Origin of the sequence: Amycolatopsis sp. M39 (assembly GCF_001651785.1) — a bacterium.
Lineage (GTDB): Bacteria > Actinomycetota > Actinomycetes > Mycobacteriales > Pseudonocardiaceae > Amycolatopsis > Amycolatopsis rubida.
Genome location: NZ_LWSF01000013.1, coordinates 25,605 through 50,900 on the forward strand (window position 1 = coordinate 25,605; position 25,296 = coordinate 50,900).

The window sequence follows — 25,296 nt, forward strand, 5'->3', positions numbered from 1 at the left end:
CGGGCCTGCCGGGACGAGAAACGGCCCGGGTAGTCTTGGACGGGGCAGCACCGAGCGGAGGTTCCACGGGTGTTCGACAGTGTCGGCTGGGGCGAGATCCTCGTGATCATCATCGCGGGGCTTTTCATCCTCGGACCCGAACGGCTGCCCGAAGCGGCGGCCTGGATGGCGAGGAGCGTCCGCAAGGCCCGCGATTTCGCGACCGGCGCGCGCGAGCAGCTGCGCGAGGAAATGGGTCCCGAGTTCGACCAGCTGCGCAAACCCCTCGAAGACCTGCGCGGCCTGCGCAATCTCGACCCGAAGCGGGTCGTCGCGCAGCATTTGTTCGACGGGGATTCGGATCCGCTGGGGCTGAACGGGTTCAAGAACGAACTCAACGGGTCCAGCGGCTCGAATGGTTCGAACGGGGCGCCGGCGATCAAGCCGCAGAGCGCGCTGCCGCAGCCGGAGCCGTTGAAGCCGGGCGAGCGTCCGCCGGTCGACCCGGACGCCACCTGACAACCTCGTGCCCGGCGATGCCGGTGAGAACCGGCTTCGCCACTCACGACCGGCGCGCGTAGCGCTGATCAGGCTGGGTAGCCTCGGGGTATCAGCTCACCCGACCCTGGAGGTTCCCGATATGTCACGCCGTGCGGCTGCGCTGGCCGGAACGATCGCTGCGGCCGCCGTCGCCGTCGCCGGGTGCAGTGCCGACGACGAGCCCAGCGCCAAGGCACCCGCCACCTACACCTCCGTGCCCGCCCCGGCGATGCCGTCCGCGACGGTGGCTCCGTCGAGCGGTGCCCCGGCCAGCGAGAACGGCAGTGCCACCGGCGAGCAGCCGAACGTCAAGCGCGGCGCGGAAACCGGTGAGGCAGGCGTGGACGTGCTGGTCACCGTCGCCTACCAGGGCGGCAAGGTCACCCCGCCGGCCGACGTCGTCGACGTCAAGGTCGGCAACAAGGTGAAGATCAAGGTGACGTCCGACCAGTCGCAGAACATCGATGTCGAGGGCCTGCCCGACAAGTCGGCCGACGTGTCCGCGAAGGAGCCCGAGGACATCGACTGGACCGTGACCAAGCCGGGCGACACCAAGGTGACGCTCCGCGAATCCGGCGCGCTCCTGGTGACCGTGCACGCCTCCTGAATGACGTGGTGAGTGGTTTATGCCGGTTCTAACCGGCATAAACCACTCACGCGCCCTCACCGTCCGGCGGGACTGACGTTCAGCATCATCCCGGCCAGCCCGCGCGCCCGGACCGACAGCTGCTTCGCCGCGTCCTTCAGCACCAGCGACGCCGGCGCCTCCGGATCGGACAGCACGATCGGCGTGCCCTCGTCGCCCTGTTCGCGCAGGCGCGGGTCCAGCGGGACCTGGCCCAGCAGCGGCACCGTCGAGCCGACCGACTTCGACAGCGAATCCGCCACCGTCTGGCCGCCGCCCGCGCCGAAGACCTCGATGCGTTCGCCGGTCGGGGTTTCCAGCCACGACATGTTCTCGATCACGCCCGCGACGCGCTGCCGCGTCTGCATCGCGATCGCGCCCGCGCGTTCGGCCACCTCGGCGGCGGCCTGCTGCGGCGTGGTGACCACGAGGATTTCCGCGTTCGGGATCAGCTGCGCCACCGAAATCGCGATGTCGCCGGTGCCCGGCGGCAGGTCCAGCAGCAGGATGTCCAGGTCGCCCCAGAACACGTCGGCCAGGAACTGCTGCAGCGCGCGGTGCAGCATCGGGCCGCGCCACACGACCGGGGCGTTGCCCGGGGTGAACATGCCGATCGAGATGACCTTCACGCCGTGCGCCTGCGGCGGCATGATCATCGTGTCGACCTTGGTCGGCTTCTCGCGCGCGCCCAGCATGCGCGGCACCGAGTGGCCGTAGATGTCCGCGTCCACCACGCCGACCGACAGCCCGCGCTCGGCCATCGCCACGGCCAAGTTCACCGTCACCGACGATTTGCCGACGCCGCCCTTGCCGGACGCCACGCAGTACACCCGCGTCATCGAACCCGGCTGCGCGAACGGGATCACCGGCTCCGCCGCGTCGCCGCGCAGAGACTTGCGCAGCTCGGTGCGCTGCTCGTCGCTCATCACGTCCAGCTCGACCCGCACGTCGGCGACGCCGGGGAGCTTCGAGACGGCCTTCTTCGTGTCCGCGGTGAGCGTCGCTTTGAGCGGACAGCCCGCGACCGTCAGGTAAATCCCGACGTCGACCACCCCGTCGTCGCCGATCGCCACGTCCTTGACCATGCCGAGGTCGGTGATCGGTTTTTTGATTTCCGGGTCGTACACGTCCTTCAGCGCGGTGCGGACGTCGTCGACGCTGGGGAGCTGCTGTGTACCAGTCACGCTTCCATCGTACGTACTGCCCAGTTCAGCCTTGTTTCGCCTTGCGTGGCTTGGAGTCCACGTCGAGATCATCGCGCAGCCGGTCGAGTTCGCTGCGCAGGTAGTCACGGGTCGCGACCTCGCCGATCGCCAGCCGCAGCGCCGCCAGCTCGCGGGCGAGGTACTCGGTGTCCGCCTTGGTCTGCGCGGCGCGCGTGCGGTCTTCGTCCAGCGACACCCGGTCCCGGTCGTCTTGGCGGTTCTGCGCGAGCAGGATCAGCGGTGCGGCGTACGCGGCCTGCGTCGAGAACGCCAGGTTGAGCAGGATGAACGGGTACGGGTCCCATCGCAGCGACACTGCGGCCAGGTTCAGCACGATCCAGACGACCACGATGAGCGTCTGCCAGAACAGGTACTTCCCGGTGCCGAGGTAACGGGCGATCCGCTCGGTGAACCGGCCGAAAGTGTCCGGGTCGATGTTCAGCCGCAGACGGGCCTGGCCGCGCGGCTGGTCGAGCCTGCGGCCGGTCCTGAGTTCAGCCACGGTCGGCCTCCTCTAGAACAGCGCCGTCGGCGCCATCAGTGACGTCGTGCAGTCCGGTTTCGCGCCAGTCGTCGGGCAGCAGATGGTCGAGCACGTCGTCGACGGTGACGGCGCCGAGCAGATGGTCCTCGGCGTCGACCACCGGGCCGCACGCCAGGTTGTAGGCCGCGAAATACCGGCTGACCTCGGACAGTGTCGCCTCCGGGCGCAACGCGGTGAGGTCGGTGTCCACCGCGCTGGCCACCAGTTCGGCGGGCGGTTCGCGCAGCAGCCGCTGGAAGTGCACGACGCCGACGAACCGGCCGGTCGGCGTTTCGGTCGGCGGACGGCACACGAACACCATGCTGGCGAGCGCGGCGGGGAGGTCGGCGTTGCGGATGTGTGCCAGCGCCTCGGCGATCGTCGCGTCCGGCGTCAGCACGACCGGTTCCGGCGTCATCAGCCCGCCCGCGGTGTCCGCCGAATACGCCAGCAGCCGTTTGACCGGCGCGGATTCCTCCGGCTCCATCAGTTCCAGCAGCCTGTTCTGCTCGGCCGGGGCGAGTTCGGCGAGCAGATCGGCCGCGTCGTCCGGGTTCATCGCCTCAAGGATGTCCGCGGCGCGTTCCTCGGCGAGGTAGGACAGCAGTTCCTTCTGATCGTCCTCGGGGAGCTCCTCGATGACGTCCGCGAGCCGTTCGTCGTCCATCGCGTCGGCGACCTCGTGCCTGCGCTTCATCGGCAGGTCGCGCAGGGTCGCGGCGACGTCGACCGCGCGCATCGTGTCGAACAGCATCAGCAGCTGGCCCGCGCCCTGGGGCTGTCCGGTCAGGTCGGTGAGCCCGAGCCCGGCGACCTCGTTCCACGGCAGCACCCGCATCGCGGTGCGCCGCCTGCCCAGTGCCAGCCGGGTCGACCGTTCGCGGACGGCGAGTTTCGCCAGCACCCAGTCCCGCGTGCGGGTCGGCTCCATCGCCGCGTCGACCACGGTCACCCGGGTGTCCGCGCCGGTGAGCGTCGCGTGCGCGTCGAGAAGCTGGCCGCACACCAGCACCTCGTTGGGCCGCTGGTGGAAATGCCGCATGTTGACCGAACCAGTGGCCAGCGTCACGGCGTTCGGTTCGATCGAGGTGACCCGCAGCATGGGCACGAACACCCGCCGCCGGGTCGCCAGCTCCACGACCATGCCGAGGATCCGCGGCGGCTGCTGGTCCAGCCGCAGCCCGGCGACCACGTCGCGGACCTTGCCGATCGACTCCCCGTCGGGCCCGAACACCGGCAGACCCGCGAGCTGTGCCGCGTAAACCCGGTTTATGCCTGCCATGGCGCCGACACTATCGGCTGCCGCCCTCGCGCGCTCGGACCGCGACTTGGCGAATTCTCAGCCAGCGATGGCCCACCGGGTGAGCACGGGCAGCGCGTCGGCGGACGGGCCGTCGTCGTCCTCGGGCAATCCGCCGAAATCGACCAGATCCTGGGCGTGCCACAGCCGGTTCTGCACCGCCCGGACGAGCGTCCAGGCCTTGGCGCGGTCGCGGTCCAGACCGCTCGCGGCGAGCTTCGAGTCCAGTGTGGATTCGCTGAACCGGTTCCACAGCAACGAAAGCGCGCCGTATTCGAGGTCGCCGGCGAGCGGCTTCGGGTCGATCACCAGCCACGGTTCGCGGGTGCCGGACAGCACGTTCTCGTAGTGCAGGTCCTCGTTCACCAGCGCGTTTCCCGCCGCCGGACCGAGGTCGCGGCACACTTCCAGTGCCGCGTCCAGCTCCCGGCGGGGGAGCGGTTCGTCCAGCTCCCGCCACGATTTGGGCAGCTCTTCGAGCAGTTCCTCCGCGACGGCGGACAGCGTGCGGGTGAGCCCGGCCGGCGCGGGCACGGCGAGCCGCCGGGCGAGTTCGCTCATGATCTCGACGGCGGGCAGCAGCGGTTCGCCGTCGAGCGTGCGGCTGTCGTCGAGGCGTTCCAGCAGCATCGCACCGTCCTCGGGCACGGATTCGTGCAGCAGCACCGAACCTCGACCGGCCCATGTGGACAGTGCGAGCGGCTCGTCCCGCGATTCCTCCTCTACCCAGCCGAGTTTCAGCACGACGCGGGAACCGTCCGCGCGCCGGGCGGGCTGGACGACGCCGACGTAGCCGTGCCGGGCGGTGTCCTCGAACTCCAGCTCCCACTTCCGGGCGTACCGCTGCGCGAGCGAGGGCAGCGACGCGAGCCACGGGACGGCTTCGGGACCCAGCACCTTGGGGGCGCGTTCGGCGAAGAACGGCGGGATTACCAAAACGGTCACAACACTCATCGTGGTCGGCCGTGCAAGCCGTTTCCGGCGCTGTTGGGCGCGCGTACAGTGAACGGATCAGGGTTTGGCGAACCCGGGAGCTGCCATGATCGTCGAGATTGTCAGCGCGGTGGTCGTCGTGGGCGGGGTGTGGCTCGCCTCCGCGGTGCGCGTGGTCAAACAGTACGAACGCGGGCTGGTGTTCCGTTTCGGCCGGGTGCGCCCGGCGGTCCGCGACCCCGGGCTCGCGCTGCTGCTGCCGGTCGCCGACCGCATGCAGAAGGTGAACATGCAGGTCGTGACGCTGCCGGTGCCCGCACAGGACGGCATCACCCGCGACAACGTCACCGTCCGGGTGGACGCGGTCGTGTACTTCAAGGTGGTCGACCCGGTGCTGGCCGCGGTCCACGTGCAGGACTACCGGTCGGCGATCGGCCAGGTCGCGCAGACCTCGCTGCGGTCCATCATCGGCAAGAGCGACCTGGACGACCTGCTGTCGAACCGCGAACGGCTCAACGAGGGCCTCGAGCTGATGATCGACAGCCCGGCGCTGGACTGGGGCATCCACATCGACCGGGTGGAGATCAAGGACGTCGCGCTGCCGGAGTCGATGAAACGCTCGATGTCGCGCCAGGCGGAGGCCGAACGCGAACGCCGCGCCCGGGTGATCTCCGCGGACGGCGAACTGCAGGCGTCGCACAAGCTCGCCCAGGCCGCCGCGGCGATGGCGGATACCCCGGCGGCGCTGCAGCTGCGGCTGCTGGAGACGGTCGTGCAGGTGTCGGCGGAGAAGAACTCGACGCTGGTGCTGCCGTTCCCGGTGGAGTTGCTGCGCTTCCTGGACGCGCGGACCGACCCCGCGGCTCCGGCCGCGAAACCGCCGGAGCCGCGATCACCCTCGGCCTCAGAAGCGGCCGGCAACGGACAGGTCGCTCCGCGCGAAGACGAGGCGAGCGACGTGCCGGATCAGCGGTCGAGATAGCCGTTCAGGCCGAGGACCAGCAGAGTCACGAAGAAACTGCCCCACAGCGCGGCTGTGACATAGCCGAGCACGACGGCTGACAGCGCCATGGTGCGGCCGCCTGCTTCGTTGCGGTTGGCCTTGGCCAGCGCGACGTGCCCCATCACGACGCCGGGGATCGCGAGAACGCAGGTCACCAGGCCGAGCACGGAACACACCAGCGCGCCGGTCGCGAGCCCGCTGTCGCTGGTGTTCGGGTACGGCTGGTAGCCCGCGCCGTACGGCGGTGGAGCCGGGAAGCCCTGGTACGCGGGCGGCGGTGCGAACGGATCTGGTTGCGCCGCAACGGGATACGGCGTCGCGGGCGGTGCTGCGGCGGGAGTCGGCTGCTCGCCCGGCAGCACCGCGACCGGGCCAGGGTCGGGTGCGGTCCAGCCCGGCGGCGGAGCCGGCGAGTCAGTCTCCGAAGTGGGCGAGACGGCGTCCGCCGGAGCCCCGTACGGCGCGGGATCGGCGGTGGCCGGCGGCTCGTACGGCGCGGGGTCCGCGGTCGGCGGCGGCTCGTACGGCACCGGATCGCGGTCGGACGGAGTGGTCATCGGGGCTCCCTCACGGTGCCGGGTTCGGAGGACGACGCTACCGGGTTCCGGGGCGGCATCAGCCGAAGACACCGGACTGGGCCAGCGCGTGCACGATCAGCGGGACGGCGATGCCCCAGACGATCAGCGCGGCGTAGCCGATCACGAACCCGGCGACCGCCAGCGCGCCGCCGGTGCCGCGGCCACGGCGGGCCCGGTAGAACGCGAGGTGCCCCATCACGATCCCCGCGACGGCCATCGGTCCGCACACCACGAACCCGGCGATCGAGCAGATCAGGGACCCGATCGCGAGCCCCGCGCCGGGCGGCGGGCCCTGCGGCGGATAGGGCTGGTGCTCGTACGACGGGTGCTCGTAGCTGTCGCGGCCAGCAGGCTCGTCGCTGCCCTCGCTCATCGGGATCCTTCTCGCGGTTTCGGGTGGATCAGCACCTTATCCGCACCTTAACGGGGGAAACCGGGGGCTGGCGTGAGCACCCTCATAGCCGCCCGGACGCGAACCAGTCATACTCCCCGGTAACCCAGCGCCGGGAGCCGGCGTCGCCGCCGAAGGGAGCCCAGTGATGGCCCGTCTTGCCCGGACCGCCGGCCTGACCGACGTGCAGCAGGAGATTCTGTCCACGGTGCGGTCGTTCGTGGACAAGGAGATCATCCCGCACGCGCAGGCGCTGGAGCACGCGGACGAGTATCCGGCGGAGATCGTCGAGGGGATGAAGGAGATGGGCCTGTTCGGGCTCACCATCCCGGAGGAGTACGGCGGCCTTGGCGAGTCGCTGCTGACGTATGCGCTGGTGGTGGAGGAGATCGCGCGGGGCTGGATGAGCGTGTCCGGGGTGATCAACACGCACTTCATCGTGGCGCACATGATCACCCGGCACGGGACCCCGGAGCAGAAGCGGCATTTCCTGCCCCGGATGGCGACCGGCGAGGTCCGCGGCAGCTTCTCGATGTCGGAGCCGGACCTGGGTTCGGACGTGGCGGCGATCAAGACTCGCGCTCAGCGCGAGGGCGACGACTATGTGATCGACGGCGCGAAGATGTGGCTGACCAACGGCGGCTCGTCGAATCTGATCGCGCTGCTGGTGAAGACCGACGAGGGCGCGGAGAAGGCGCACCAGAACCTGACGACGTTCCTGGTGGAGAAGCCGTCGGGGTTCGGCGAGGTCCTTCCCGGACTCACCATTCCCGGCAAGATCGACAAAATGGGCTACAAGGGCGTGGACACCACCGAGGCGGTGTTCGACGGTTTCCGGATCGGTGCGGACAAGGTCCTGGGGGAGGCTCCGGGCAAGGGCTTCTCGTACATGATGGACGGCGTCGAGGTCGGCCGGGTGAACGTGGCCGCGCGGGCGTGCGGGATCGCGATCCGGTCCTTCGAGCTGGCGATCGCTTACGCCCAGCAGCGTTCCACGTTCGGCAAGCCGATCGCGCAGCACCAGGCGATCGCGTTCAAGCTCGCCGAGATGGCCACCAAGGTCGAGGCCGCGCACCTGATGATGGTCAACGCCGCCCGGCTGAAGGATTCCGGCGCGCGCAATGACGTCGAGGCCGGGATGGCGAAGCTGATCGCGAGCGAGTATTGCGCCGAGGTGACCCAGGAAGCGTTCCGGATCCACGGCGGCTACGGCTACTCGAAGGAATACGAGATCGAGCGCCTGATGCGNATGCGCGAGGCCCCGTTCCTGCTGATCGGCGAGGGCACCAGCGAAATCCAGAAAACCATCATCAGCCGCGGCCTCCTGCGGGATTACCAGGCCTGACCCGCGCTTCGCCGGAGTTCGCGCGCTCCGCCGGTTCTTGACAAGATAGAGCCCTCGGACCGGACGAGCGCAGGTGATGATGGTGAGCAGTCCCTTTGGTGGCGGTCAGAGCCCGGCCGGGCTGCCGCGGCTCCCGACGCCGCCCACCGGCTGGCCGATCGGGTCGTACTCGACCTACGGCGAGGCACAGCAGGCGGTCGATTTCCTGGCCGAAAGCGAGTTCGCGGTCACCGACGTGACGATCGTCGGCGTCGACCTGATGCTGGTCGAACGCGTCATCGGACGGCTGTCATGGGGCCGCGTGCTCGCCGCGGGCGCGATGTCGGGCGCGTGGTTCGGCCTGTTCGCCGGGCTGTTGCTGGGGATGTTCGTCAACCAGGGCGGATTCACGCTGCAGCTGCTGACCGGGCTGGTGCTGGGCGTGCTGTCCGGGCTGGCGTTTTCCGCGATCGGCTACCGCACCTCGCGCGGCCGCCGCGATTTCTCGTCGGCAAGCCAGCTCGTGGCGGGCCGGTACGACGTGCTGTGCCAGCCGCGCAGCGCGGAGCAGGGTCGCGAGCTGCTCGCGAAGCTGGCGCTGCGCCCGCCCCCCGCCACTTTCTCGTGAGTGGCAATCCCGGTTCCAACCGGGATTGCCACTCACGACGCCAACCGTCGCGTCCGCCGCCAAGCTTCTGCCCCGCCTGGCTCCGCCCCGCCTGGCCTGGCCCCTCCCGACCCGCCACCGCATAACTACCCACGGGACCCGTCTTCCCGATGGTTCGCGCGCACCTGGCTGAATCGTTACCGACCCTGCTTGCGGCCGGTGATCGCCGGGCATAGGTTGTCCGACACCGGTTGGCCGGTCGTGTCCTCCAGCGCGGCCTGCCGGCAACTGGCACGTCGGGGTGCTGGCTCGGGTCCGCCTCGTCGCGGCGTGCTGTCTGGGGGCGGTGCCGGACGGTGCCGTGTGCACATGGGCGAGGAGGCTTGGATGGGGAAGAAACGGCCCAGCGGAAAGAAACGAGGACCTACCCGCGCGACGGCGTTGCTCGCCGCGGGCTTGGTGGCGGGCGGGCTGATGGCGGGCTGCGGAACGGCTTCCGGGACGACGATCAACGTCTACTACTCCCCGGAGGACCATTTCCAGACGGTCGTCGACAACTGCAACAAGGCCGCCGCCGGGCGGTACCGGATCGTCTACAACAAGCTGCAGCGCGGTTCGGACGACCAGCGGATCCAGATGGCGCGCAGGCTCGCCGCCGGCGACACGTCGATGGACGTGCTCGGCCTCGACGTCACCTGGGTTTCGGAGTTCGCCGAGGCGGGCTGGGTCGACGAGTGGACCGGGCAGAACAAGGCGGCCGCGTCCGAAGGCGTGCTCAAGGGCCCGCTGGAAACCGCGACGTATCAAGGAAAGCTCTACGCCGCACCGAAGAACACCAACGTGCAGCTGCTCTGGTACGACGACCGCATCACCCCGACCCCGCCGAAGACGTGGGACGAGATGATGCAGATGTCGCAGAAGCTCAAGAGCGAGCACAAACCGTATTCGGTCGTCTTCACCGGCGCGCAGTACGAGGGCCTGGTCGTCATCTACAACACGCTGGTCGAATCGCTCGGCGGGCACATCCTGTCCGACGACGGGAAATCCGTCGTGATGGACGAGGGTGCGGTGCAGGCGCTGGACCTGCTGAAGAAGGTCACGTCGTCGGGCATCACGGATCCGTCGCTGACGAACCAGAAAGAGGACGACGTCCGGCAGGCGTTCCAGCGCGGCGACGCCGCGTTCGAGCTGAACTGGCCGTTCGTTTACGCCTCCTACGCCGAGGAAAAGCCGAAGGACCTGTCGCACTTCAAGTGGACGGTGTACCCGCAGGCGAAGGCAGGCATTCCGTCGAAGAGCACGATCGGCGGGTTCGATCTCGCGGTGAGTGCCTACTCGCAGCACAAGCCCGAGGCATACGAAGCGGCGTTGTGCTTGCGCAGCAAGGAAAACCAAAAGGTGTCCGCGATCAACGACGGGGTGCCGCCGACGATCGAGTCGGTGTACCACGACGACACGCCGCTGGATCCGGCGAAGCCCGCGTCGGCGGACAACCCGAACATGGCCGAGAAGTACCCGATGCGCGACTCCATTCTGTCGGCGCTGAAAACCGCCGCGGTACGGCCGCTCACGCCGGTGTACCAGAACCTGTCCACGGTGATGTCGAAGATCCTTTCCCCGCCCTCGGCGATCGATCCGCAGACGACCGCGCAGAAAATGCGGGAACAGCTCGATGACGCGCTCCAGTCGAAGGGAGTGATCCCGTGACCGTCCAGGATCCCGCCGCGGCCACGAAGGAAGCGGCGCACCGCAAGGGAAAGCCCGCGCTTTCCGAGGGCAAGAAGGCGGAACGGCGGCTCGGGCTGTGGCTCTGCGCGCCCGCGTTCCTTGTGATGATCGCGGTGACCGGATATCCGATCATCTATTCGGTCTGGCNGGTCTGGCTTTCGCTGCAGCGTTACGATCTGCGCTTCCCGGCGAAACACGAGTTCATCGGCTTCGACAATTACGCCGCGGTGCTCACGAATTCCTACTGGTGGACCGCGTTCGGTACCACGATGTTCCTCACCGTCGTGTCGGTGGCGATCGAGTTCGTGCTTGGCATGGGTCTCGCGCTGATCATGCACCGCACGCTCGTCGGCCGCGGACTGGTGCGCACTGTCGCGCTGATCCCGTACGGCATCGTCACCGTGGTGGCCGCGTTCTCGTGGTATTTCGCGTGGACGCCCAAAACCGGGTACCTGGCGAATGCGCTGGGCGAGGGGGTCGCGCCGCTGACTGACCAGTGGCCGTCGCTGTTCATCATCATTCTCGCCGAGGTGTGGAAGACGACGCCGTTCATGGCGCTGCTGCTGATGGCCGGGCTGGCGCTGGTGCCCGACGACCTGCTGAAGGCCGCGGCGATGGACGGCGCGACCGCGTGGCAGCGGTTCACCAAGGTGATGCTGCCGGTGATGAAACCGGCGATTCTCGTCGCGCTGCTGTTCCGCACGCTCGACGCGTTCCGCATTTTCGACAACATTTACGTGCTGACCGGCGGCGCGCAGGACACCGGATCGGTGTCCATGCAGACCTATGACAACCTGGTCAAGGGGCTCAACCTCGGGATCGGCTCCACGATGGCGGTGCTGATCTTCATCACGGTGGCGATCATCGCGTTCCTCTTCATCAAGGTGTTCGGCACCGCCGCGCCCGGCACGGACGACGGGGGGAAGCGCTGATGGCTATCGGAGGTGCGGTCACGACCGGCCGCAAGGTCGGCTGGGGCCTGCTGGACATCCTGGTGCTGGTGTTCGCGATCGTCCCGGTGCTGTGGGTGCTGTCGCTGTCGTTCAAGACGAAGGCGACGCTCACCGACGGCAATTTCATCCCGGTGGAATGGACGCTCAAGAACTACGCGGACATTTTCCAGACCACGGAGTTCCTGCACGCGCTGGTGAACTCGATCGGTATCGCGGTGATCTCCACGGTCATCGCGGTGGTGCTGGGCACGATGGCCGCGTACGCGATCGCCCGGCTGGATTTCCCCGGGAAACAGCTGCTGGTGGGGCTTTCCCTGCTGATCGCGATGTTCCCGCAGGTTTCGCTGGTCACCCCGCTGTTCAACATCGAACGCGGACTCGGCCTTTTCGACACCTGGCCGGGGCTGATCCTGCCCTACATCACGTTCGCGCTGCCGCTGTCGATCTACACGCTGTCCGCGTTTTTCCGGGAGATTCCGTGGGAGCTGGAAAAGGCGGCGAAAATGGACGGCGCGACGCCGGCCCAGGCGTTCCGGAAGGTGATCGCGCCGCTGGCCGCGCCGGGCGTGTTCACCACCGCGATCCTGGTGTTCATCCTCTGCTGGAACGACTTCCTGTTCGCCATCTCGCTGACCTCCACCGAGTCGTCGCGCACGGTGCCGGCCGCGTTGTCGTTCTTCACCGGGTCCTCGCAGTTCGAGGACCCGACCGGCCAGGTGTGCGCGGCCGCGGTCGTCATCACGGTGCCGATCATCCTGTTCGTGTTGTTCTTCCAGCGTCGCATTGTGGCGGGGCTGACGTCCGGTGCGGTGAAGGGCTGACCCATGGCTGAAATCGTTCTCGACAAGGTTTCCAAGCGCTATCCCGACGGCGCGCTCGCAGTGTCCGAAGTGGACATTACGATCGCGGACGGCGAGTTCATCATCCTGGTCGGCCCGTCCGGCTGCGGGAAGTCGACCACGCTCAACATGGTCGCCGGGCTGGAGGACATCTCCTCGGGCGAACTGCGCATCGACGGCAAGCGGGTCAACGAGAAAGCGCCGAAGGACCGGGACATCGCGATGGTGTTCCAGTCGTACGCGCTGTACCCGCACATGAGCGTGCGGGAGAACATGGCGTTCCCGTTGCGGCTGGCCAAAGTGGACGACAAGATCGTCCGGTCCAAAGTGGAGGAAGCGGCGCAGATCCTCGACCTGACCCAGCATCTCGACCGCAAACCGGCCAACCTGTCCGGCGGACAGCGGCAGCGGGTGGCGATGGGCCGGGCGATCGTCCGCAACCCCAAGGCGTTCCTGATGGACGAGCCGCTGTCCAATTTGGACGCCAAGCTGCGCGGCCAGATGCGGACGTCGGTGTCGAAGATCCAGAAGCAGCTCGGCACGACCACGCTGTACGTCACGCACGACCAGACCGAGGCGATGACCCTCGGCGACCGGGTCGTGGTGCTGCGGGCCGGGTACGTGCAGCAGATCGGTTCGCCGCAGTTCCTGTACGACAACCCGGCGAACCTGTTCGTGGCCGGGTTCATCGGCTCGCCGTCGATGAACTTCGTCCCGGCGACGCTCGAAAACGGCGAGCTGCGCAGTTCGCTGGGCACCACCCCGCTGACCGACCGGATCCGCCGGATGGCCGAGACGGCGAACGCCCCGCGCGAGGTGATCATGGGCATTCGCCCGGAACACTTCGAGGACGCCACGCTCGTCGAGCCGGGACGGGAGGGCGCGTCGTTCACCGCGCACGTGGACGTGCTGGAGTCGATGGGTTCGGAAAAGTTCGCGCACTTCACCGTGGACGGCGAGGCCGCGACCTCGGCCGAACTGGCGGAACTGGCCGCGGACAGCGGTTCGGCCGACGTTCCCGGCGCGGAATCGCTGATCGTGGCCCGGCTGGCGGCCGAATCGGCGGCCGCGGAGAACCAGGACCTGCAAATCTGGTTCGACGCGGACAAGGTGAAGCTCTTCGACCCGTCGGACGGCCGAAACCTCACCTACTCCGACTGAGCTGCCGGTCCGTGAAGGGCGCCTTGACGGAATCAGATTCCCTCAAGGCGCCCTTCACGGACGTTCACGGGATCCGCGAAAAGATCGTCGCAGCGGCGGTGCGAGCGGCGGGGCAAGCCGCTTCCCCGCCCGCACCGCTGGTGTCGACCACGCTCACGGTCGCCTGCTCCGCGCGTCCCGGCGTGGCTGGAGAGGGCTGTACCGTCCGGACCCGGCAAAACGCCCCGTCCGTCGCGACCCGCGCCGTCCGGTTGCCGAGGGTTTCCGGCGGCCCCGCCGGCGCCTGCCGCACCACCGCGAACTCCAGGCTCACCTTGTCGAGGATGCAGGAATGCCCGGCGAGCCCGGCCGTCGCGTCGCCGCCCCGAGCCCCGGCCGCGCTGAGAATCGCGCAGGAATCCACCCGCCCCCAGGAGCGGTCCGGCAACTGCGGATGCCGCACCCGACTGCCGGTCACCGCGTCGAGCAGCCCGCCGACCACGTCGTCCGCCGCGGTGCACCGATCCTCCGCACTGCCGCGGTCGTCTTTGTCCGTGATCGAAACGGCCAGCCGAACCCCGTCGGCGAACGTGACGGCCCGCCCGCACGTCCGCTCGGGCACGAACCCGGCCTGCTGCACGGAAACCCCGTCCGGCACCTGGCCCGGGTACGCGTAGGCCTGCACATTGGGATCGCGATCGGCGGCGAGTGGCCCGATGGTGACCGTCCGGGGCCGCCCAGCCTGGACGAAGTCAGCCTGGCAAGCGGTGAACGAGGAATCGGGTGTGTCGGCGGTGGTGTTCTTGAGCCGCTTCGGGTCGAGAAGACTGCAGTAGTCGAGCGTGGCGAAGTCCCCGAGCGCCGCGATCGCGGTCAAGGGCGCCGGCGTGGACTGCGCCTGCTGCGTCGTCGGGGCAGACTCCGCGGAACATCCGGCTACCGCGGCGAGAAGCACCGAACAGCCGACTGCGAGGACTCCGAGTGGGTTACGCACGGGGTGCAGTATCACCGTGGGTGGCGAAAAATCCAGCCCGCGCCGGGAAATCCCACACTTCGCTGTGTTATCACCGCTGGTCGGACGATTGCGGTGAACAAACGGGGAAGTTCGGCTGCTGTCGGCGGGCAGGCCGACCGTGCGTCGGTGGCGAGCGATCGGATTGTGGTCGGCGAACAGGGCTGTATCCGGATTCCATGCCGGGCGGTTTCGCCCGGAGGCGTCCGCTGCGCCCCAACGTGATTGTTGTGTTCGGCCTCTCCGCGACGGTGCGCAGCGCCGACCGGGCTGCGTGGCTTTCTCCGCTCGCGGACGTTCGCACCGGCGGGAAGCGAACGCTGGACAGGGACAACTTCGCGCACCCCCGCTACTGAACATCCCCATGCCACGTTGGGTGCGTCTGACGCACCCAACGTGGCATGGGGGCGTCGGTTCCGCGCCCGGCCCGCTGGTCCCGCCCGAAGAAGAGCGCTGACCTGCGAGTTCCCGCCACGACCCTGATTCGGTCCCCGTGCCCCGCCCCCACCCCTTAGGGGTCCAGATCGACCCGCGGAGCGATGCGCCCCGGCGCCGGCCGTGGTGACATGGAGCTACGAACCCAAACGGGAGGGGAACACGATGACCGCACCTGTCACTCGCCGGTTGAGCCGGCCGCGGGAGGGGCGCATGATCGGCGGCGTCTGTGCCGGGCTCGCCCGCCGCTTCGGGACCACGCCGGGCAAGGTCCGGGTGCTCGCGCTGCTGTCGTGCCTGCTGCCGGGGCCGCAGTTCGTCGCGTACCTGATCCTGTGGGCCATCATTCCCAGCGACTGAGCAAGCCGCACCAGAGGCCCTCTCCCCTCCATCACCCGGGAGGGGGCCTGCTCATTTCCGCTCGGCGGAAAACCGCTCCCAGGCCGACTGCCGCGTCACTCCGAGCGCCTCACCGATCCGCGCCCACGCCACCCCGCGTGTCCGCAGCAGGTCCACCTGCTCCTGGATCCGCGCGTCCGTCTGCGCGCTGACCTTCGCCATCCGCGGGATGCTCTCCAGGATCTCCTCATCCGATTTCCGCTCCCACAGCGTCACCTCGGGCGTCCCCGGCTCGTGTTTCCCGGCCAGGATCTGGTCGCACAATCCGACGCAGCCCTCGCAGATGTAGACGCCGGAGCCGGCGATCAGTTTGGCCACCTCGCCGGCCGGTTTGAGGCAGAACGAGCAGTACGAAGTCATCACAACCTCCCGGTGTCAGGAACAGCCTGACACGTCAGGGGCTGCCTGACAAGTCACTGCTGGGAGCGCAGTGTCTCGATGACCTCCTCGTCCCAGCGGTGCGTCCGGATCAGCCGGTACCGCTCGCACGCGACCCACAGGTACGCCTCGGCTTCGGTGCGGTCGCCGATCAGATCCGCTTGCCGCAGCATCGCCACGACGGGCGTGAACTCCTCGTCGAACCAGCGTTGCGCGACGGTCGCGCGGTCGGTGAACCGGCCTTCGTCTTGCATGAGCCGGAAACCCCAGGCTTCGACGTGCTCGCCGAGCTGGGCGTAGTTCCACGGATCCGTCACCAGCACCGAAGCGCGGGCGTGCCCGGACAGCGGGACTCGCTCCAGGAACAGCCGCCGGTAGTCCTTCACGATCAGGTCGCCGCGATACCGGATGCCGCTCGGGTCCAGCTTGGTGCGCACGACCGTCACCGAAGCTTCTATTGTGGACAGTCCCTGCGCCAGCGCGACCGNGACCGAAACCCGGTGGTGGCCATCGATGATGAAGTGCAGCTCGCCGATCCGGTACACCTCGATCGGCGGAATCGCTTCGCCGCGGCGGGCGGCCAGCGCGAGCCGTTCCCAGCGTTGCCGGACGCGGGCGGACGTCGGGCGGAAGCGGCGGTCGAAATCGCGGCTTCGGTCGACAGTGCCGACGATCGAGTCCAATGTGATCACTCGCGTCCCGATCCGCGCCTCGCTGACGTAACCGAGTGCCTGCACCACTTCATGGAAGGGCAGCATGATATTGACGTCGTCGGGTTCGCGGCGCAGCCACGTGGAAAGCCGTGACAGCACCTGCCTTCGGCGGGCTCGCAGGAAGTCGCTTTCGGCGTCGGCACGCGGGAAACCGGTCGGTCGGGTCATCGCGGGAACTCCATCACCTGATAGCCCACCACATTGCGGATCCGGGTACGGCCCGCCACGCGGTCGGGCACCGGTTCGCCGTTCGGGTGGATGTGTCCGTGCAGCAGCCACTGCGGCCGCAGGGTGTCGATCGTGCGGTGCAGACAGGTGAAACCTTGGTGCGGCGGGTCTTCGCGGTCGCCGAGATGCCGCGGCGGCGAATGCGTCAGCAGGACGTCGATCCCATTGCCGTCGCGCCGTTTCCGCCACCGGAACCGGCGCTCCAGCCGCCGGGCCCGGCGCGCCTGCTGCCGCTGCGTCCACTGATTCGGGCCGTCGCGGTAGCGGATCGAGCCGCCGAGCCCGGCGATGCGGAGCCCGGCGACGTCGACGATCCGGCCGTCGGCGTTGACTCCGCCTGCCGGGCCGGGCCACTCGGTCGGGAAACCGTCCTTCATGGACAGTCCGCCGTAGCGGGTGAAGCCGCTCAGGTCCGGGTCGTGATTGCCCGGAACGAACACGCACGGCACGTCGAGCATGCCGGCGAGGAACTCGAGATACGCGAACGGCAGATCGCCGGCGGCGAGGACGAGGTCGACCCGCAGCGAGCGGACCGCGGAGGTCCACAGCCGCTCGTCGGCCTCGTCGGCCACCACCAGCGCTTTCGGCATGCGCCAAGGTTACGGCGCATGCCGCGTCACTTCATGCCGTGCGCGAACCCGGGGTTGAGCGCGATCATCGCGACGATGCCGACGATCCAGATGAGGCAGAGGGCGAGAGCCCAGAACTTGAGGTTGGACAGCAACCGGGACATGGCGAGACAAACCTCCTGCAACCGGGGGAAGAAAGGGGGACCGCGAGGGCGGCTACAGCCAGCCGTTCTTCCGGAATATTCGGTACAGCAGCAGACAGATCGCGAGAATGATCGTGACCACGATCGGATAGCCGAACTGCCAGTGCAGTTCGGGCATGTAGTCGAAGTTCATGCCGTAGATGCCCGCGACCATCGTGGGCACCGTGATGATCGCCGCCCACGCGGTGATCTTGCGCATGTCGGTGTTCTGCTGCAGCGAGATCTTCGCGACGGTCGCGTCGACCAGGGTGCTGAGCAGTTCGTCGAACGCCGCTACGCGTTCGGACACGGTGGCGAGGTGGTCGGCGACGTCGCGGAAATACGAGCGGACCTCGTCCGGCACCAGCCGCGTGTAGCCCTCGGCGAGCCGCGACACCGGCGTGGCGAGCGGGACCACCGCGCGCCGCAGTTCGAGCACTTCCCGCTTCATCAGATAGATCTGCTCGGCGCTCACCGACGAGCGCGGCGCGAACACCTGCGCCTCGATCTCGTCGATGTCCGCCTCGATCCGGCTGGTGACCTCCAGGTAGTGGTCGACCACGTGGTCGGAGATCGCGTGCACGACCGCCGCCGCGCCGAGGGCGAGCCGCTCCGGATCGTCGTCGAGGTCGCGGCGCAGCCGGGCGAGCCCGGAGTGGTTGCCGTGCCGGACGGTGATCACGAAATCGCGGCCGAGGAACACCATCAGCTCGCCGGTTTCCACGATCTCGTTCGCCGTGGTCGGCGACTGGTGCTCGACGTAGCGGACTGTCTTCAGCACCAGGAACAGCGTGTCGTCGTAGCGCTCCAGCTTCGGCCGCTGATGCGCCTCCAGCGCGTCCTCGACGGCCAGCTCGTGCAGGCCGAAGGTGTCCGCGATGCCCTGGATCTGGTCGGAATCGGGCTCGTGCAACCCGATCCAGACGAAACCCGTGTGCCGCTTGCGCACCTCGCGGATCGCTTCGGCGTGCGTCCAGCGCCCGGGCAGCCGCTTGCCGTCGACATACACCGCGCAATCGACGACATACGCCGACAGCGGCACCGGGATCGGCCGGTCGAGATTGGCCTTGGCCCGGTTGTTGCCGCGGCCGCGAAGGCCGCCGAGCGAGGGAATGGCAGGCATGGGTTCTCCTGGGCAGACGTCGTGGAACACGAAGACGACGGCCAGGCGGACTGGGTCCGTCCGGCGGCACCGTGGGTTCCCGGACGCGGGCCTAGCAGGATCGAGAAGGGCTGGCCGGCGAGGTGGGAACACAGGGCAAAGCTGCGCGGCGCAGCCGCACCGTTGAGGGCGGGGGCGGGGCGGCAGCCGGGCTACTAGGGAGCGGACTATCACCACTGCTCATGGGCGGTTCCTCACCTCCTTTCGGCCGGGGCACGCCAGGGCGTGCGAAGTGGCAGGGGTCGCGTTGACGCGCGATCACCGATGGTCGAGGGTACTCCTCACCACGGATACGTGTCGCACCTGGTTCGGCAGGTGTTACCCGGACAGGAGGCGCAAGCGTGCAATTCGGCCGGTACTACGAGGAGTTCGAGGTCGGCGCGGTCTACCAGCACTGGCCCGGCAAGACCGTCACCGAATACGACGACCATCTGTTCTGCCTGATCACGATGAACCACCACCCCCTGCACCTGGACGCGCACTACGCGGGCGAGACGACCGATTTCGGCAAGAACGTCGTGGTCGGCAACTACATCTACTCGCTGCTGCTCGGCATGTCGGTGCCCGACGTGTCCGGAAAGGCCATCGCGAACCTTGAGGTCGAATCGCTCAAGCACGTGAAGCCGACGTTCCACGGCGACACGATCTACGGCGAGACCGAGGTGCTCGACAAGACCCCGTCGAAGTCCAAGGACGACCGGGGAGTGGTGTACGTCGAGACGCGCGGGTACAAACAGGACGGCACCATCGTGTGCATTTTCCGGCGCAAAGTGATGGTGCCGAAGCGGTCCTACGGCGACACCCGCGGCGGGGAGCAGCCCGGCCGTCCGACGCCGCACGAGTGATCGATCCGCCGCGAAGAGGAGCACGGGTGGCCATCGCCCTGGAAGAGATCAAGCGTCGATTGCGCAGGTTCGCCGAGGTGGAGGCGCGCGGTGTTTCGCCGCTGTACGACCACCTCGCCACGAACGCGGCCGAGGACGACGACGTCGCCGCGCTGCTGACCGACGCCCGTGGCGGCGAAGCGCGCGGGACGTTGCTGTTCGCCGCCGCGCACCGGCTGGTGCAAGCGGACCCGATCCATCCGCTGTCGCGGTATTACCCGTCAGTCGGCGGATTCGACGGTGTGGACAGCGAAACGTGGCCGTTGTTCCGCTCGTTCCTGCTGGAGCGCGCGGACCAGGCCCGCGAGATCATCTCGACCCGCTACACGCAGACGAACGAGGTGCGCCGCGCCGCGCTGCTGTACCCGGGGGTCGCGGCGGCGGCGAAAGAAGCGGGCGGCAAGATCGCGCTGCTCGAGGTCGGCTGCAGCGCGGGGTTGCTGCTGGGGCTCGACCGGTTCGGCTACCGCTACCAATGCGACGGCGGCGAACAGCTCACGGCAGGTCCGGCGAAGGCCGCTGTCGGACTGCACTGCGCGATCGACGTCGAGCCTGGTGCGAAGTTGCCCAAGCTGCCGAAGAAGGTCGCTGTGGCGGCCCGAGCGGGCCTGGACCGGGCTCCCGTGGACCTCTCGGACGAGGACGAGCTGGCGTGGCTGGAGGCGTGCGTCTGGGCCGACCAGGTCGACCGGATCCGGCTGTTGCGCACTGCTGCCGCGGAACAGCGGAAGCACGCGCCGGAGCTGATCGCCGGGGACGCGGTGGACGACCTTGCCTCGGCGGCGTCGCGGGTGCCCGCGGAACTGCCGCTGGTCGTCCTGACGAGCCACGCGCTGGCGTATCTCGGGGACCGGCGGGCGGATTTCGTGGCCGAGCTGGCGCGGCTGTCCTCGGCCCGGCCGGTGTGGTGGGTGAGCCAGGAGTTCTACCGGGCCGGGCTGGAGACCGTGCTGCCCGGCCGGGACGACCTGGCCGCGGACGGCTCGGTGCCCGGTGAGCCCGCGATGGCGGTGCTCGGGCTGACGAGCTGGGTGGACGGGGAACCCGAGGCCCGCGCGCTGGCCCGGACGACGCCGCACGGGCAGCGGATGACCTGGCTGGCGTGAAGGTGTCTCGTGAGTGGCGTCCCGGTTCTCGCCGGGGATCGCCACTCACGACGCCCCGGCACCCTGAGTAACGTGTGTCACACTCACCCCATCAGTCACACCGCCCCGCGCGCGCCCGCGCTGCCGGACCGATGCGCGTCCGGCGATATCGAATACGCGTTCCCCGCATTTTCCGTGCTCATCGCGGACGCTTGAACGATGGGGAAACTTTCCGGCAACTCCGCAATCGGTTCCGAATCGCGGACGCGGCCGGCGGCAATGCGGAAATAGCCGCTCCGGATTACGCGGTGGGCAACTCATTCCAGTCACTCAGGGTCACGAGGAGCTGGTCCACCAGGTGGCCCGCTTCGTCCAAATTGACCAGTTCGGCCGAGTTGACCCACAGTGCGTCGGTGGCGTCGTCGCCCGCGGTGAGGATTCCGCCGGTCCACGTGCATTCGTAGTCGTGGATGTCGTAGCGGCCGCGGACGACCGAACCGGCCAGTGTGTGCGGTCTCACGTCGAGTCCGGTCTCCTCGCGGAGCTCCCGGACCACTGCTTGGTAGTCCGTTTCGCCCGGTTCCACCCGCCCGCCGGGCAGCGACCACTGGCCTTTCCCCGGCTCGTTCGCGCGCCGGATGAGCAGGAGTCTGCCCTGGTCGTCGAACACAATGCCGCCGACGCAGCGCTCGAGGCCGTCCATGCCGCGACGGTAGCCGACCCCGGCCAGGCCCCCTAGCGTCCGGGAACCTGTACACGGAGAGTAGCCGTACGGTACACTTCGAGCGCCTGGCTGACCCATGCGCGGGACTTTCCTCCCGCGTGAGTGGTCAGTGCGGTACAACGTAGAAAGTCAGTTTTCCGGGTGTCATGGAAGAGACGGGATTGATCGCTGTGAACGCGAAGAAGCTTGCGGGACTCGTGGGTATCGCGTTGGTGCTGTTCTTCGTGATCGCTCAGCCGGGCCATGCTGCTGGTCTTGTCAGCAACATCGTGGACTTCCTCCGCAGCTCGGCCGAATCGGTGATCACGTTCGTCAGCAACATCTTCCACTGACGACAGGGGATACCCTCGAACCATGTTCGCGCCACGCGACCCTGACGAGTACCTCCTCGACACCGAGCGGCGGGTCATCCGGATCCGCCGCCACTGGGCGGTGCTCCTCTGGGACACGTTCGAGGCAGCCGCGCTGCTGATCGTGTGCGTGCTGGTCTCGTATCTGCTGCCGCCCTCGCTGTGGGTGGTGCAGAACATCCTCTGGTACGTCGCGCTGGCGGTGGTGCTGCGGTTCGCCTACGTGATCATCGAATGGTGGGTCGAGCGGCTGGTCGTCACCGACAAACGGTTCGTGATGACCACCGGCGTCTTCACCACCAAGGTGCTGATGATGCCGATCAGCAAGGTCACCGACCTCACCTACCAGCGTTCGGCCTGGGGCCGGATGCTGGGCTACGGCACGATGGTCGTCGAATCGGCGGGGCAGATCCAGGCGCTGAACCGGATCGACTACCTGCCGCGGCCCGAGGAGTTCTACGACACGATCTCCGAGCTCGTGTTCGGCGACAAGCAGAAGCAGGCCGAACGGTTCTCGATGATCAAGGCGCAGCGCGCGGCGCGGGGCAAGAAGCCGGTCGGCTGACCTCGGTGCCCGTCGGCCCTGGTCCCGGTGCCGAGGTGACGCAGCGCATCGTCGAGAATGGGTCCGATGCGCATCGACCTGCACGCCCACTCCACGGCCTCCGACGGTACCGACAGCCCTGCCGAGCTCGTCGGAGCCGCCGCGCGTGCCGGTCTCGACGTCGTCGCGATCACCGACCACGACACCACCGCGGGTTGGGAACCGGCCGCCGCGGCCCTGCCCGCCGGCCTGACACTGGTGCCCGGCGCGGAACTGTCGACGGTCTCGATCGACCCGGACACCGGCTACGAAATCAGCGTGCACCTGCTCGCGTATCTCTTCGACCCGGCCGCGCCCGCGATCGTCGCGGAACAGACGCGGCTGCGGATCGAACGGCGCGGCCGGTTGCGGCGGATGGCCGAGCGGATGGCCGCCGACGGCCTCCCGGTCGACGCCGACGAAATCCTGAGCCTGCTGCCGGAGGACTCGCCCGCGGGGCGGCCGCACCTCGCGCAGGCGCTCGTCCGCGCCGGGCTGGTCAGCTCCGTGGACGAGGCGTTCAGCGACTATCTGCACAGCCGCCGCGGCTACTACGTCGCGCGCCGCGACACTCCGGTCGAGGAAGCGATCGACATGGTCACCGCGGCCGGCGGGGTTACCGTGATCGCGCACCCCTTCGCGTTCAGCCGCGGCGCGACGATCAGCGAGGACACCCTGCGTGACCTGGCGGCGCGCGGGCTGACCGGCGTCGAGGTCAACCATCCCAACCACGATCGGGCCACCCGGGCGCGCACCCGCGAACTGGCCGACGAGCTGGGCCTGGTCCGCACCGGGTCCAGCGACTACCACGGCACGAACAAGACCATCGGGCTCGGCCAGGAAACGACCGAACCGGACCAGCTGGAGGAATTGGTGGGGCGGGCGACCGGCTTCTCAGTGGTGAAGGGCTGAGATGGCCGTCTCGGATTTCTTCGACGCGAAGCTCTTCATGAGCGCGACGATCACCCTCGTCGTGATCATGGACCCGCCGGGCACGGTGCCGGTGTTCCTGAGCCTGGTCGGCCGCAAACCGATGGCGACGCGGGTGAAAGCGGCCCGGCAGGCGGTGCTGGTGTCGCTGCTGGTCATCTCGCTGTTCGCGGTGGCCGGGCAGGCGATCCTGGCGTATCTGGGCATCGGCATCCCGGCGCTGCAGGGTGCGGGCGGCTTGCTGCTGTTGCTGATCGCGCTGCAGTTGCTCACCGGCAACGCGGGCAGCAACGAGCCCGAGGCGGCCGAGGACGTCAACGTCGCCCTCGTTCCGCTCGGCACGCCCCTGCTGGCCGGTCCCGGCGCGATCGCGGCGACCATCGTGTTCGTCCGGCAGGCCGACGGCCGGGTGGGCGCGTACATCGCGCTGGCACTGGCGATTCTGACCGTGCATTTCGTGCTGTACACCTGCATGCGCTTCTCCGGGGTGGTCATCCGGCTGATCAAGGAAAGCGGCATCACGCTCCTGGCGAAGATCGCCGGCCTGCTGCTCGCCGCGATCGCGGTCGAACTGGTCGCGAATTCGGTGCAGGGCTTCATCGCGGGCGGCTAGCCCACGCCGGAAAGTGTCGGTGGGGGTGCGTAGCGTGGGCGTCGATGGAAGGGGGCGGCGTGAAAGAACAGATGGGGTTCGACTTCGGCGTCGAGCAACCGCAGCGGCTCACCAAGGTGTCGCCGGCGCGGCTGAGCACCTTTGACGATTGCCCGCGCCGGTACCGGCTGGCTTATCTCGACAGGCCGACGCCGAAGCGCACCGGGCCGTGGGCGCACAGCACGCTGGGCGCGGTGGTGCACAACGCCTTGCGGGCGCTTTTCGACCTGCCGGTGGCGAAACGGACGCCGCAGCGCGGGATCGCGCTGGTGTCCGAGCACTGGAAGGACGCCGGTTTCGCCGACGACGACCAGGCCGCGCGCTACCGTGCGCGCGCGAAAGGCTGGGTCGCGGAGTACGTAGCGGACAACGACGTCAGCGACGACCCGGTCGGCCTGGAACGCTGGGTTTCCGCCCCGGTCAGCACGACCGGCGGCCGCCCGACGATGATCATCGAAGGCCGAGCCGACCGCATTGACCAGCGCGGCGGCGAACTGGTGATCGTGGACTACAAAACCGGCCGCCGAGCCCCGGACGACCATGAGGCCCGCGCGTCGCAAGCGCTGGCGATGTACGCCGTGGCGGCCAGGCGCACCTTGCGCATGCCGTGCACGAAGGTCGAGCTGCACCATTTGCCGTCCGGCACGATCGCCGCGGCGGAACACACCCCGGAAACCTTGAAGCGGCACCTGGAACGCGCCGAGCAGACCGCGGGCGATGTGCGGTTGGCAGCAGATACCCTTGACGCGGGCGGCGACGGAGACACGTTGTTCCCCGCCCGCCCCGACCGCCGCTGCGCATGGTGCGACTTCCGCCCGAGCTGCGTGGCGGGACAGCAGACAGCTCCTGCCGCGCAACCATGGGATTTGCTTGCGCCGTAGGGGATTTCCCGAGATGTGGATTGGACCCGAGGATCGTGGCGTCACCGGACATTGAGGAAACGGCCCGTGGTGGGCCAGCTGGTGCGCGGGGGCGTGGAGTTGCTGGTGACGGGTCGGGTACGCACGGCGTAGCGAGGAAGGATTCTGCCGCTGTGGCGACGAATTTTCCTGCGGAACCTGGCGGGGTTCGCGACGGCCGTCGTGCCAAGGACGCCAGTTCTCGCGCTGTCGATGCGGTGGGGGACCGGGACGTGCGTGGTGCTGCGGCGTCGCATGGTGGGGGTGATGGTGTGGCATTGGGCAGTGGTGGCGCGGTGGGGGATCGGAAGGTGCNCGATGGTGTGGCATTGGGCAGTGGTGGCGCGGTGGGGGATCGGAAGGTGCGTGGTGCTGCGGCGTCGCACGGTGGACGCGATGGTGTGGCATTGGGCAGTGGTGGCGCGGTGGGGGATCGGAAGGTG

29 protein-coding genes are annotated in these 25,296 nt (G+C 68.5%); 17 read left to right on the forward strand and 12 right to left on the reverse strand.

The window, feature by feature from the left end; all coding sequences use genetic code 11:
• Nucleotides 1-69: 69 nt before the first annotated feature.
• Together tatB and A4R44_RS25515 are read left to right on the forward strand one after the other, a co-directional pair.
• Nucleotides 70-498 carry a Sec-independent protein translocase protein TatB gene (tatB, locus tag A4R44_RS25510; RefSeq protein WP_067585780.1) on the forward strand — a complete coding sequence of 143 codons (429 nt, stop codon included), beginning with the start codon at nucleotides 70-72 and terminating at the stop codon, nucleotides 496-498.
• 121 nt (nucleotides 499-619) lie between these two features.
• The gene (locus A4R44_RS25515; RefSeq protein WP_067585782.1) at nucleotides 620-1,126 is read left to right on the forward strand and encodes a hypothetical protein; all 507 of its coding nucleotides are present in this window, start codon (nucleotides 620-622) and stop codon (nucleotides 1,124-1,126) included.
• A gap of 56 nt (nucleotides 1,127-1,182) precedes the next feature.
• Here the strand turns inward: A4R44_RS25515 and A4R44_RS25520 are convergent, their stop codons facing one another.
• Genes A4R44_RS25520 through A4R44_RS25535 form a run of 4 tightly spaced genes read right to left on the reverse strand, consistent with a single transcriptional unit; the run spans nucleotide 1,183 to nucleotide 5,117 of the window.
• Nucleotides 1,183-2,328 (reverse strand): Mrp/NBP35 family ATP-binding protein, encoded by a 1,146-nt coding sequence (locus tag A4R44_RS25520; protein WP_067585786.1) that lies wholly within the window; start codon nucleotides 2,326-2,328, stop codon nucleotides 1,183-1,185.
• Between the two features lie 25 nt (nucleotides 2,329-2,353).
• The gene (locus A4R44_RS25525) at nucleotides 2,354-2,851 is read right to left on the reverse strand and encodes a DUF1003 domain-containing protein (protein WP_067585789.1); all 498 of its coding nucleotides are present in this window, start codon (nucleotides 2,849-2,851) and stop codon (nucleotides 2,354-2,356) included.
• Nucleotides 2,844-4,154 carry a magnesium transporter MgtE N-terminal domain-containing protein gene (locus tag A4R44_RS25530; protein ID WP_067585792.1) on the reverse strand — a complete coding sequence of 437 codons (1,311 nt, stop codon included), beginning with the start codon at nucleotides 4,152-4,154 and terminating at the stop codon, nucleotides 2,844-2,846. Before A4R44_RS25530 ends, A4R44_RS25525 begins: the two co-directional genes overlap by 8 nt.
• A gap of 57 nt (nucleotides 4,155-4,211) precedes the next feature.
• The gene (locus A4R44_RS25535; RefSeq protein ID WP_067585795.1) at nucleotides 4,212-5,117 is read right to left on the reverse strand and encodes an aminoglycoside phosphotransferase family protein; all 906 of its coding nucleotides are present in this window, start codon (nucleotides 5,115-5,117) and stop codon (nucleotides 4,212-4,214) included.
• Nucleotides 5,118-5,211: 94 nt separating this feature from the next.
• On the opposite strand from A4R44_RS25535, the gene A4R44_RS25540 reads away from it, so the two are divergent.
• Nucleotides 5,212-6,087, forward strand: a complete 876-nt coding sequence (locus tag A4R44_RS25540) for an SPFH domain-containing protein (RefSeq protein ID WP_067585797.1) — start codon at nucleotides 5,212-5,214, stop codon at nucleotides 6,085-6,087.
• On the opposite strand, the gene A4R44_RS25545 is transcribed toward A4R44_RS25540, so the two are convergent.
• Both A4R44_RS25545 and A4R44_RS25550 read right to left on the reverse strand, forming a co-directional pair.
• Nucleotides 6,072-6,665, reverse strand: a complete 594-nt coding sequence (locus A4R44_RS25545) for a DUF4190 domain-containing protein (RefSeq protein ID WP_067585799.1) — start codon at nucleotides 6,663-6,665, stop codon at nucleotides 6,072-6,074. The genes A4R44_RS25540 and A4R44_RS25545 overlap by 16 nt on opposite strands.
• 58 nt (nucleotides 6,666-6,723) lie before the next feature.
• Nucleotides 6,724-7,059: a DUF4190 domain-containing protein gene (locus A4R44_RS25550; protein ID WP_067585801.1), complete on the reverse strand. Its 336-nt coding sequence runs from the start codon at nucleotides 7,057-7,059 to the stop codon at nucleotides 6,724-6,726.
• A 166-nt stretch (nucleotides 7,060-7,225) separates the two neighbouring features.
• Here A4R44_RS25550 and A4R44_RS25555 point away from each other — a divergent pair, with 166 nt between their 5' ends.
• From A4R44_RS25555 to A4R44_RS25580, 6 genes are all read left to right on the forward strand, one after another.
• Entirely contained in the window at nucleotides 7,226-8,422 is a 1,197-nt protein-coding gene (locus A4R44_RS25555; RefSeq protein WP_067585803.1) for an acyl-CoA dehydrogenase family protein, read from the forward strand.
• 76 nt (nucleotides 8,423-8,498) lie between these two features.
• Nucleotides 8,499-9,029: a general stress protein gene (locus tag A4R44_RS25560; protein WP_067585805.1), complete on the forward strand. Its 531-nt coding sequence runs from the start codon at nucleotides 8,499-8,501 to the stop codon at nucleotides 9,027-9,029.
• A 366-nt stretch (nucleotides 9,030-9,395) separates the two neighbouring features.
• Nucleotides 9,396-10,715, forward strand: coding sequence for an ABC transporter substrate-binding protein (locus A4R44_RS25565; protein ID WP_067585807.1), 1,320 nt, complete (start codon nucleotides 9,396-9,398; stop codon nucleotides 10,713-10,715).
• Nucleotides 10,712-11,668, forward strand: a complete 957-nt coding sequence (locus A4R44_RS25570) for a carbohydrate ABC transporter permease (RefSeq protein WP_067585810.1) — start codon at nucleotides 10,712-10,714, stop codon at nucleotides 11,666-11,668. The genes A4R44_RS25565 and A4R44_RS25570 overlap by 4 nt, the downstream gene beginning before the upstream one ends.
• Nucleotides 11,668-12,510 carry a carbohydrate ABC transporter permease gene (locus A4R44_RS25575; protein WP_067585813.1) on the forward strand — a complete coding sequence of 281 codons (843 nt, stop codon included), beginning with the start codon at nucleotides 11,668-11,670 and terminating at the stop codon, nucleotides 12,508-12,510. Before A4R44_RS25570 ends, A4R44_RS25575 begins: the two co-directional genes overlap by 1 nt.
• Nucleotides 12,511-12,513: 3 nt before the next feature.
• A complete protein-coding gene (locus A4R44_RS25580; RefSeq protein ID WP_067585816.1) occupies nucleotides 12,514-13,689 on the forward strand; it encodes an ABC transporter ATP-binding protein in 1,176 nt (391 codons plus the stop codon).
• A gap of 64 nt (nucleotides 13,690-13,753) precedes the next feature.
• Here the strand turns inward: A4R44_RS25580 and A4R44_RS25585 are convergent, their stop codons facing one another.
• Complete coding sequence (locus A4R44_RS25585; RefSeq protein WP_232791771.1) at nucleotides 13,754-14,662, reverse strand: hypothetical protein; 909 nt, start codon at nucleotides 14,660-14,662, stop codon at nucleotides 13,754-13,756.
• Nucleotides 14,663-15,280: 618 nt separating this feature from the next.
• Between A4R44_RS25585 and A4R44_RS25590 the strand changes: the two genes are divergently transcribed.
• On the forward strand, nucleotides 15,281-15,475 hold the full coding sequence (locus A4R44_RS25590) for a PspC domain-containing protein (protein WP_067586103.1): 195 nt from the start codon (nucleotides 15,281-15,283) through the stop codon (nucleotides 15,473-15,475).
• Nucleotides 15,476-15,526: 51 nt separating this feature from the next.
• On the opposite strand, the gene A4R44_RS25595 is transcribed toward A4R44_RS25590, so the two are convergent.
• The 4 genes from A4R44_RS25595 to corA form a co-directional block, all read right to left on the reverse strand.
• Nucleotides 15,527-15,874 (reverse strand): ClpX C4-type zinc finger protein, encoded by a 348-nt coding sequence (locus tag A4R44_RS25595; protein ID WP_067585822.1) that lies wholly within the window; start codon nucleotides 15,872-15,874, stop codon nucleotides 15,527-15,529.
• A gap of 53 nt (nucleotides 15,875-15,927) precedes the next feature.
• Nucleotides 15,928-16,773 (reverse strand): chromosome partitioning protein ParB, encoded by an 846-nt coding sequence (locus A4R44_RS25600; RefSeq protein ID WP_067585825.1) that lies wholly within the window; start codon nucleotides 16,771-16,773, stop codon nucleotides 15,928-15,930.
• Nucleotides 16,770-17,423 carry a metallophosphoesterase gene (locus A4R44_RS25605; RefSeq protein WP_067585828.1) on the reverse strand — a complete coding sequence of 218 codons (654 nt, stop codon included), beginning with the start codon at nucleotides 17,421-17,423 and terminating at the stop codon, nucleotides 16,770-16,772. Before A4R44_RS25605 ends, A4R44_RS25600 begins: the two co-directional genes overlap by 4 nt.
• 195 nt (nucleotides 17,424-17,618) lie before the next feature.
• Nucleotides 17,619-18,707 (reverse strand): magnesium/cobalt transporter CorA, encoded by a 1,089-nt coding sequence (gene corA / locus A4R44_RS25610; protein ID WP_067585831.1) that lies wholly within the window; start codon nucleotides 18,705-18,707, stop codon nucleotides 17,619-17,621.
• 380 nt (nucleotides 18,708-19,087) lie between these two features.
• Here corA and A4R44_RS25615 point away from each other — a divergent pair, with 380 nt between their 5' ends.
• A complete protein-coding gene (locus tag A4R44_RS25615; protein ID WP_067585834.1) occupies nucleotides 19,088-19,591 on the forward strand; it encodes a MaoC family dehydratase in 504 nt (167 codons plus the stop codon).
• Between the two features lie 26 nt (nucleotides 19,592-19,617).
• Entirely contained in the window at nucleotides 19,618-20,736 is a 1,119-nt protein-coding gene (locus tag A4R44_RS25620; protein ID WP_067585837.1) for a DUF2332 domain-containing protein, read from the forward strand.
• Nucleotides 20,737-21,016: 280 nt separating this feature from the next.
• On the opposite strand, the gene A4R44_RS25625 is transcribed toward A4R44_RS25620, so the two are convergent.
• Nucleotides 21,017-21,418: an NUDIX hydrolase gene (locus A4R44_RS25625; RefSeq protein ID WP_067585840.1), complete on the reverse strand. Its 402-nt coding sequence runs from the start codon at nucleotides 21,416-21,418 to the stop codon at nucleotides 21,017-21,019.
• Nucleotides 21,419-21,585: 167 nt separating this feature from the next.
• Between A4R44_RS25625 and A4R44_RS25630 the strand changes: the two genes are divergently transcribed.
• From A4R44_RS25630 to A4R44_RS25650, 5 genes are all read left to right on the forward strand, one after another.
• The gene (locus tag A4R44_RS25630; RefSeq protein ID WP_037815868.1) at nucleotides 21,586-21,771 is read left to right on the forward strand and encodes a hypothetical protein; all 186 of its coding nucleotides are present in this window, start codon (nucleotides 21,586-21,588) and stop codon (nucleotides 21,769-21,771) included.
• Nucleotides 21,772-21,793: 22 nt separating this feature from the next.
• On the forward strand, nucleotides 21,794-22,354 hold the full coding sequence (locus tag A4R44_RS25635) for a PH domain-containing protein (RefSeq protein WP_037353298.1): 561 nt from the start codon (nucleotides 21,794-21,796) through the stop codon (nucleotides 22,352-22,354).
• Between the two features lie 66 nt (nucleotides 22,355-22,420).
• Nucleotides 22,421-23,284, forward strand: coding sequence for a PHP domain-containing protein (locus A4R44_RS25640; protein ID WP_161269465.1), 864 nt, complete (start codon nucleotides 22,421-22,423; stop codon nucleotides 23,282-23,284).
• A 1-nt stretch (nucleotide 23,285) separates the two neighbouring features.
• Nucleotides 23,286-23,915: a MarC family protein gene (locus A4R44_RS25645; protein WP_067585846.1), complete on the forward strand. Its 630-nt coding sequence runs from the start codon at nucleotides 23,286-23,288 to the stop codon at nucleotides 23,913-23,915.
• 71 nt (nucleotides 23,916-23,986) lie between these two features.
• Complete coding sequence (locus tag A4R44_RS25650) at nucleotides 23,987-24,835, forward strand: PD-(D/E)XK nuclease family protein (RefSeq protein ID WP_067586106.1); 849 nt, start codon at nucleotides 23,987-23,989, stop codon at nucleotides 24,833-24,835.
• Nucleotides 24,836-25,296: the final 461 nt, after the last annotated feature.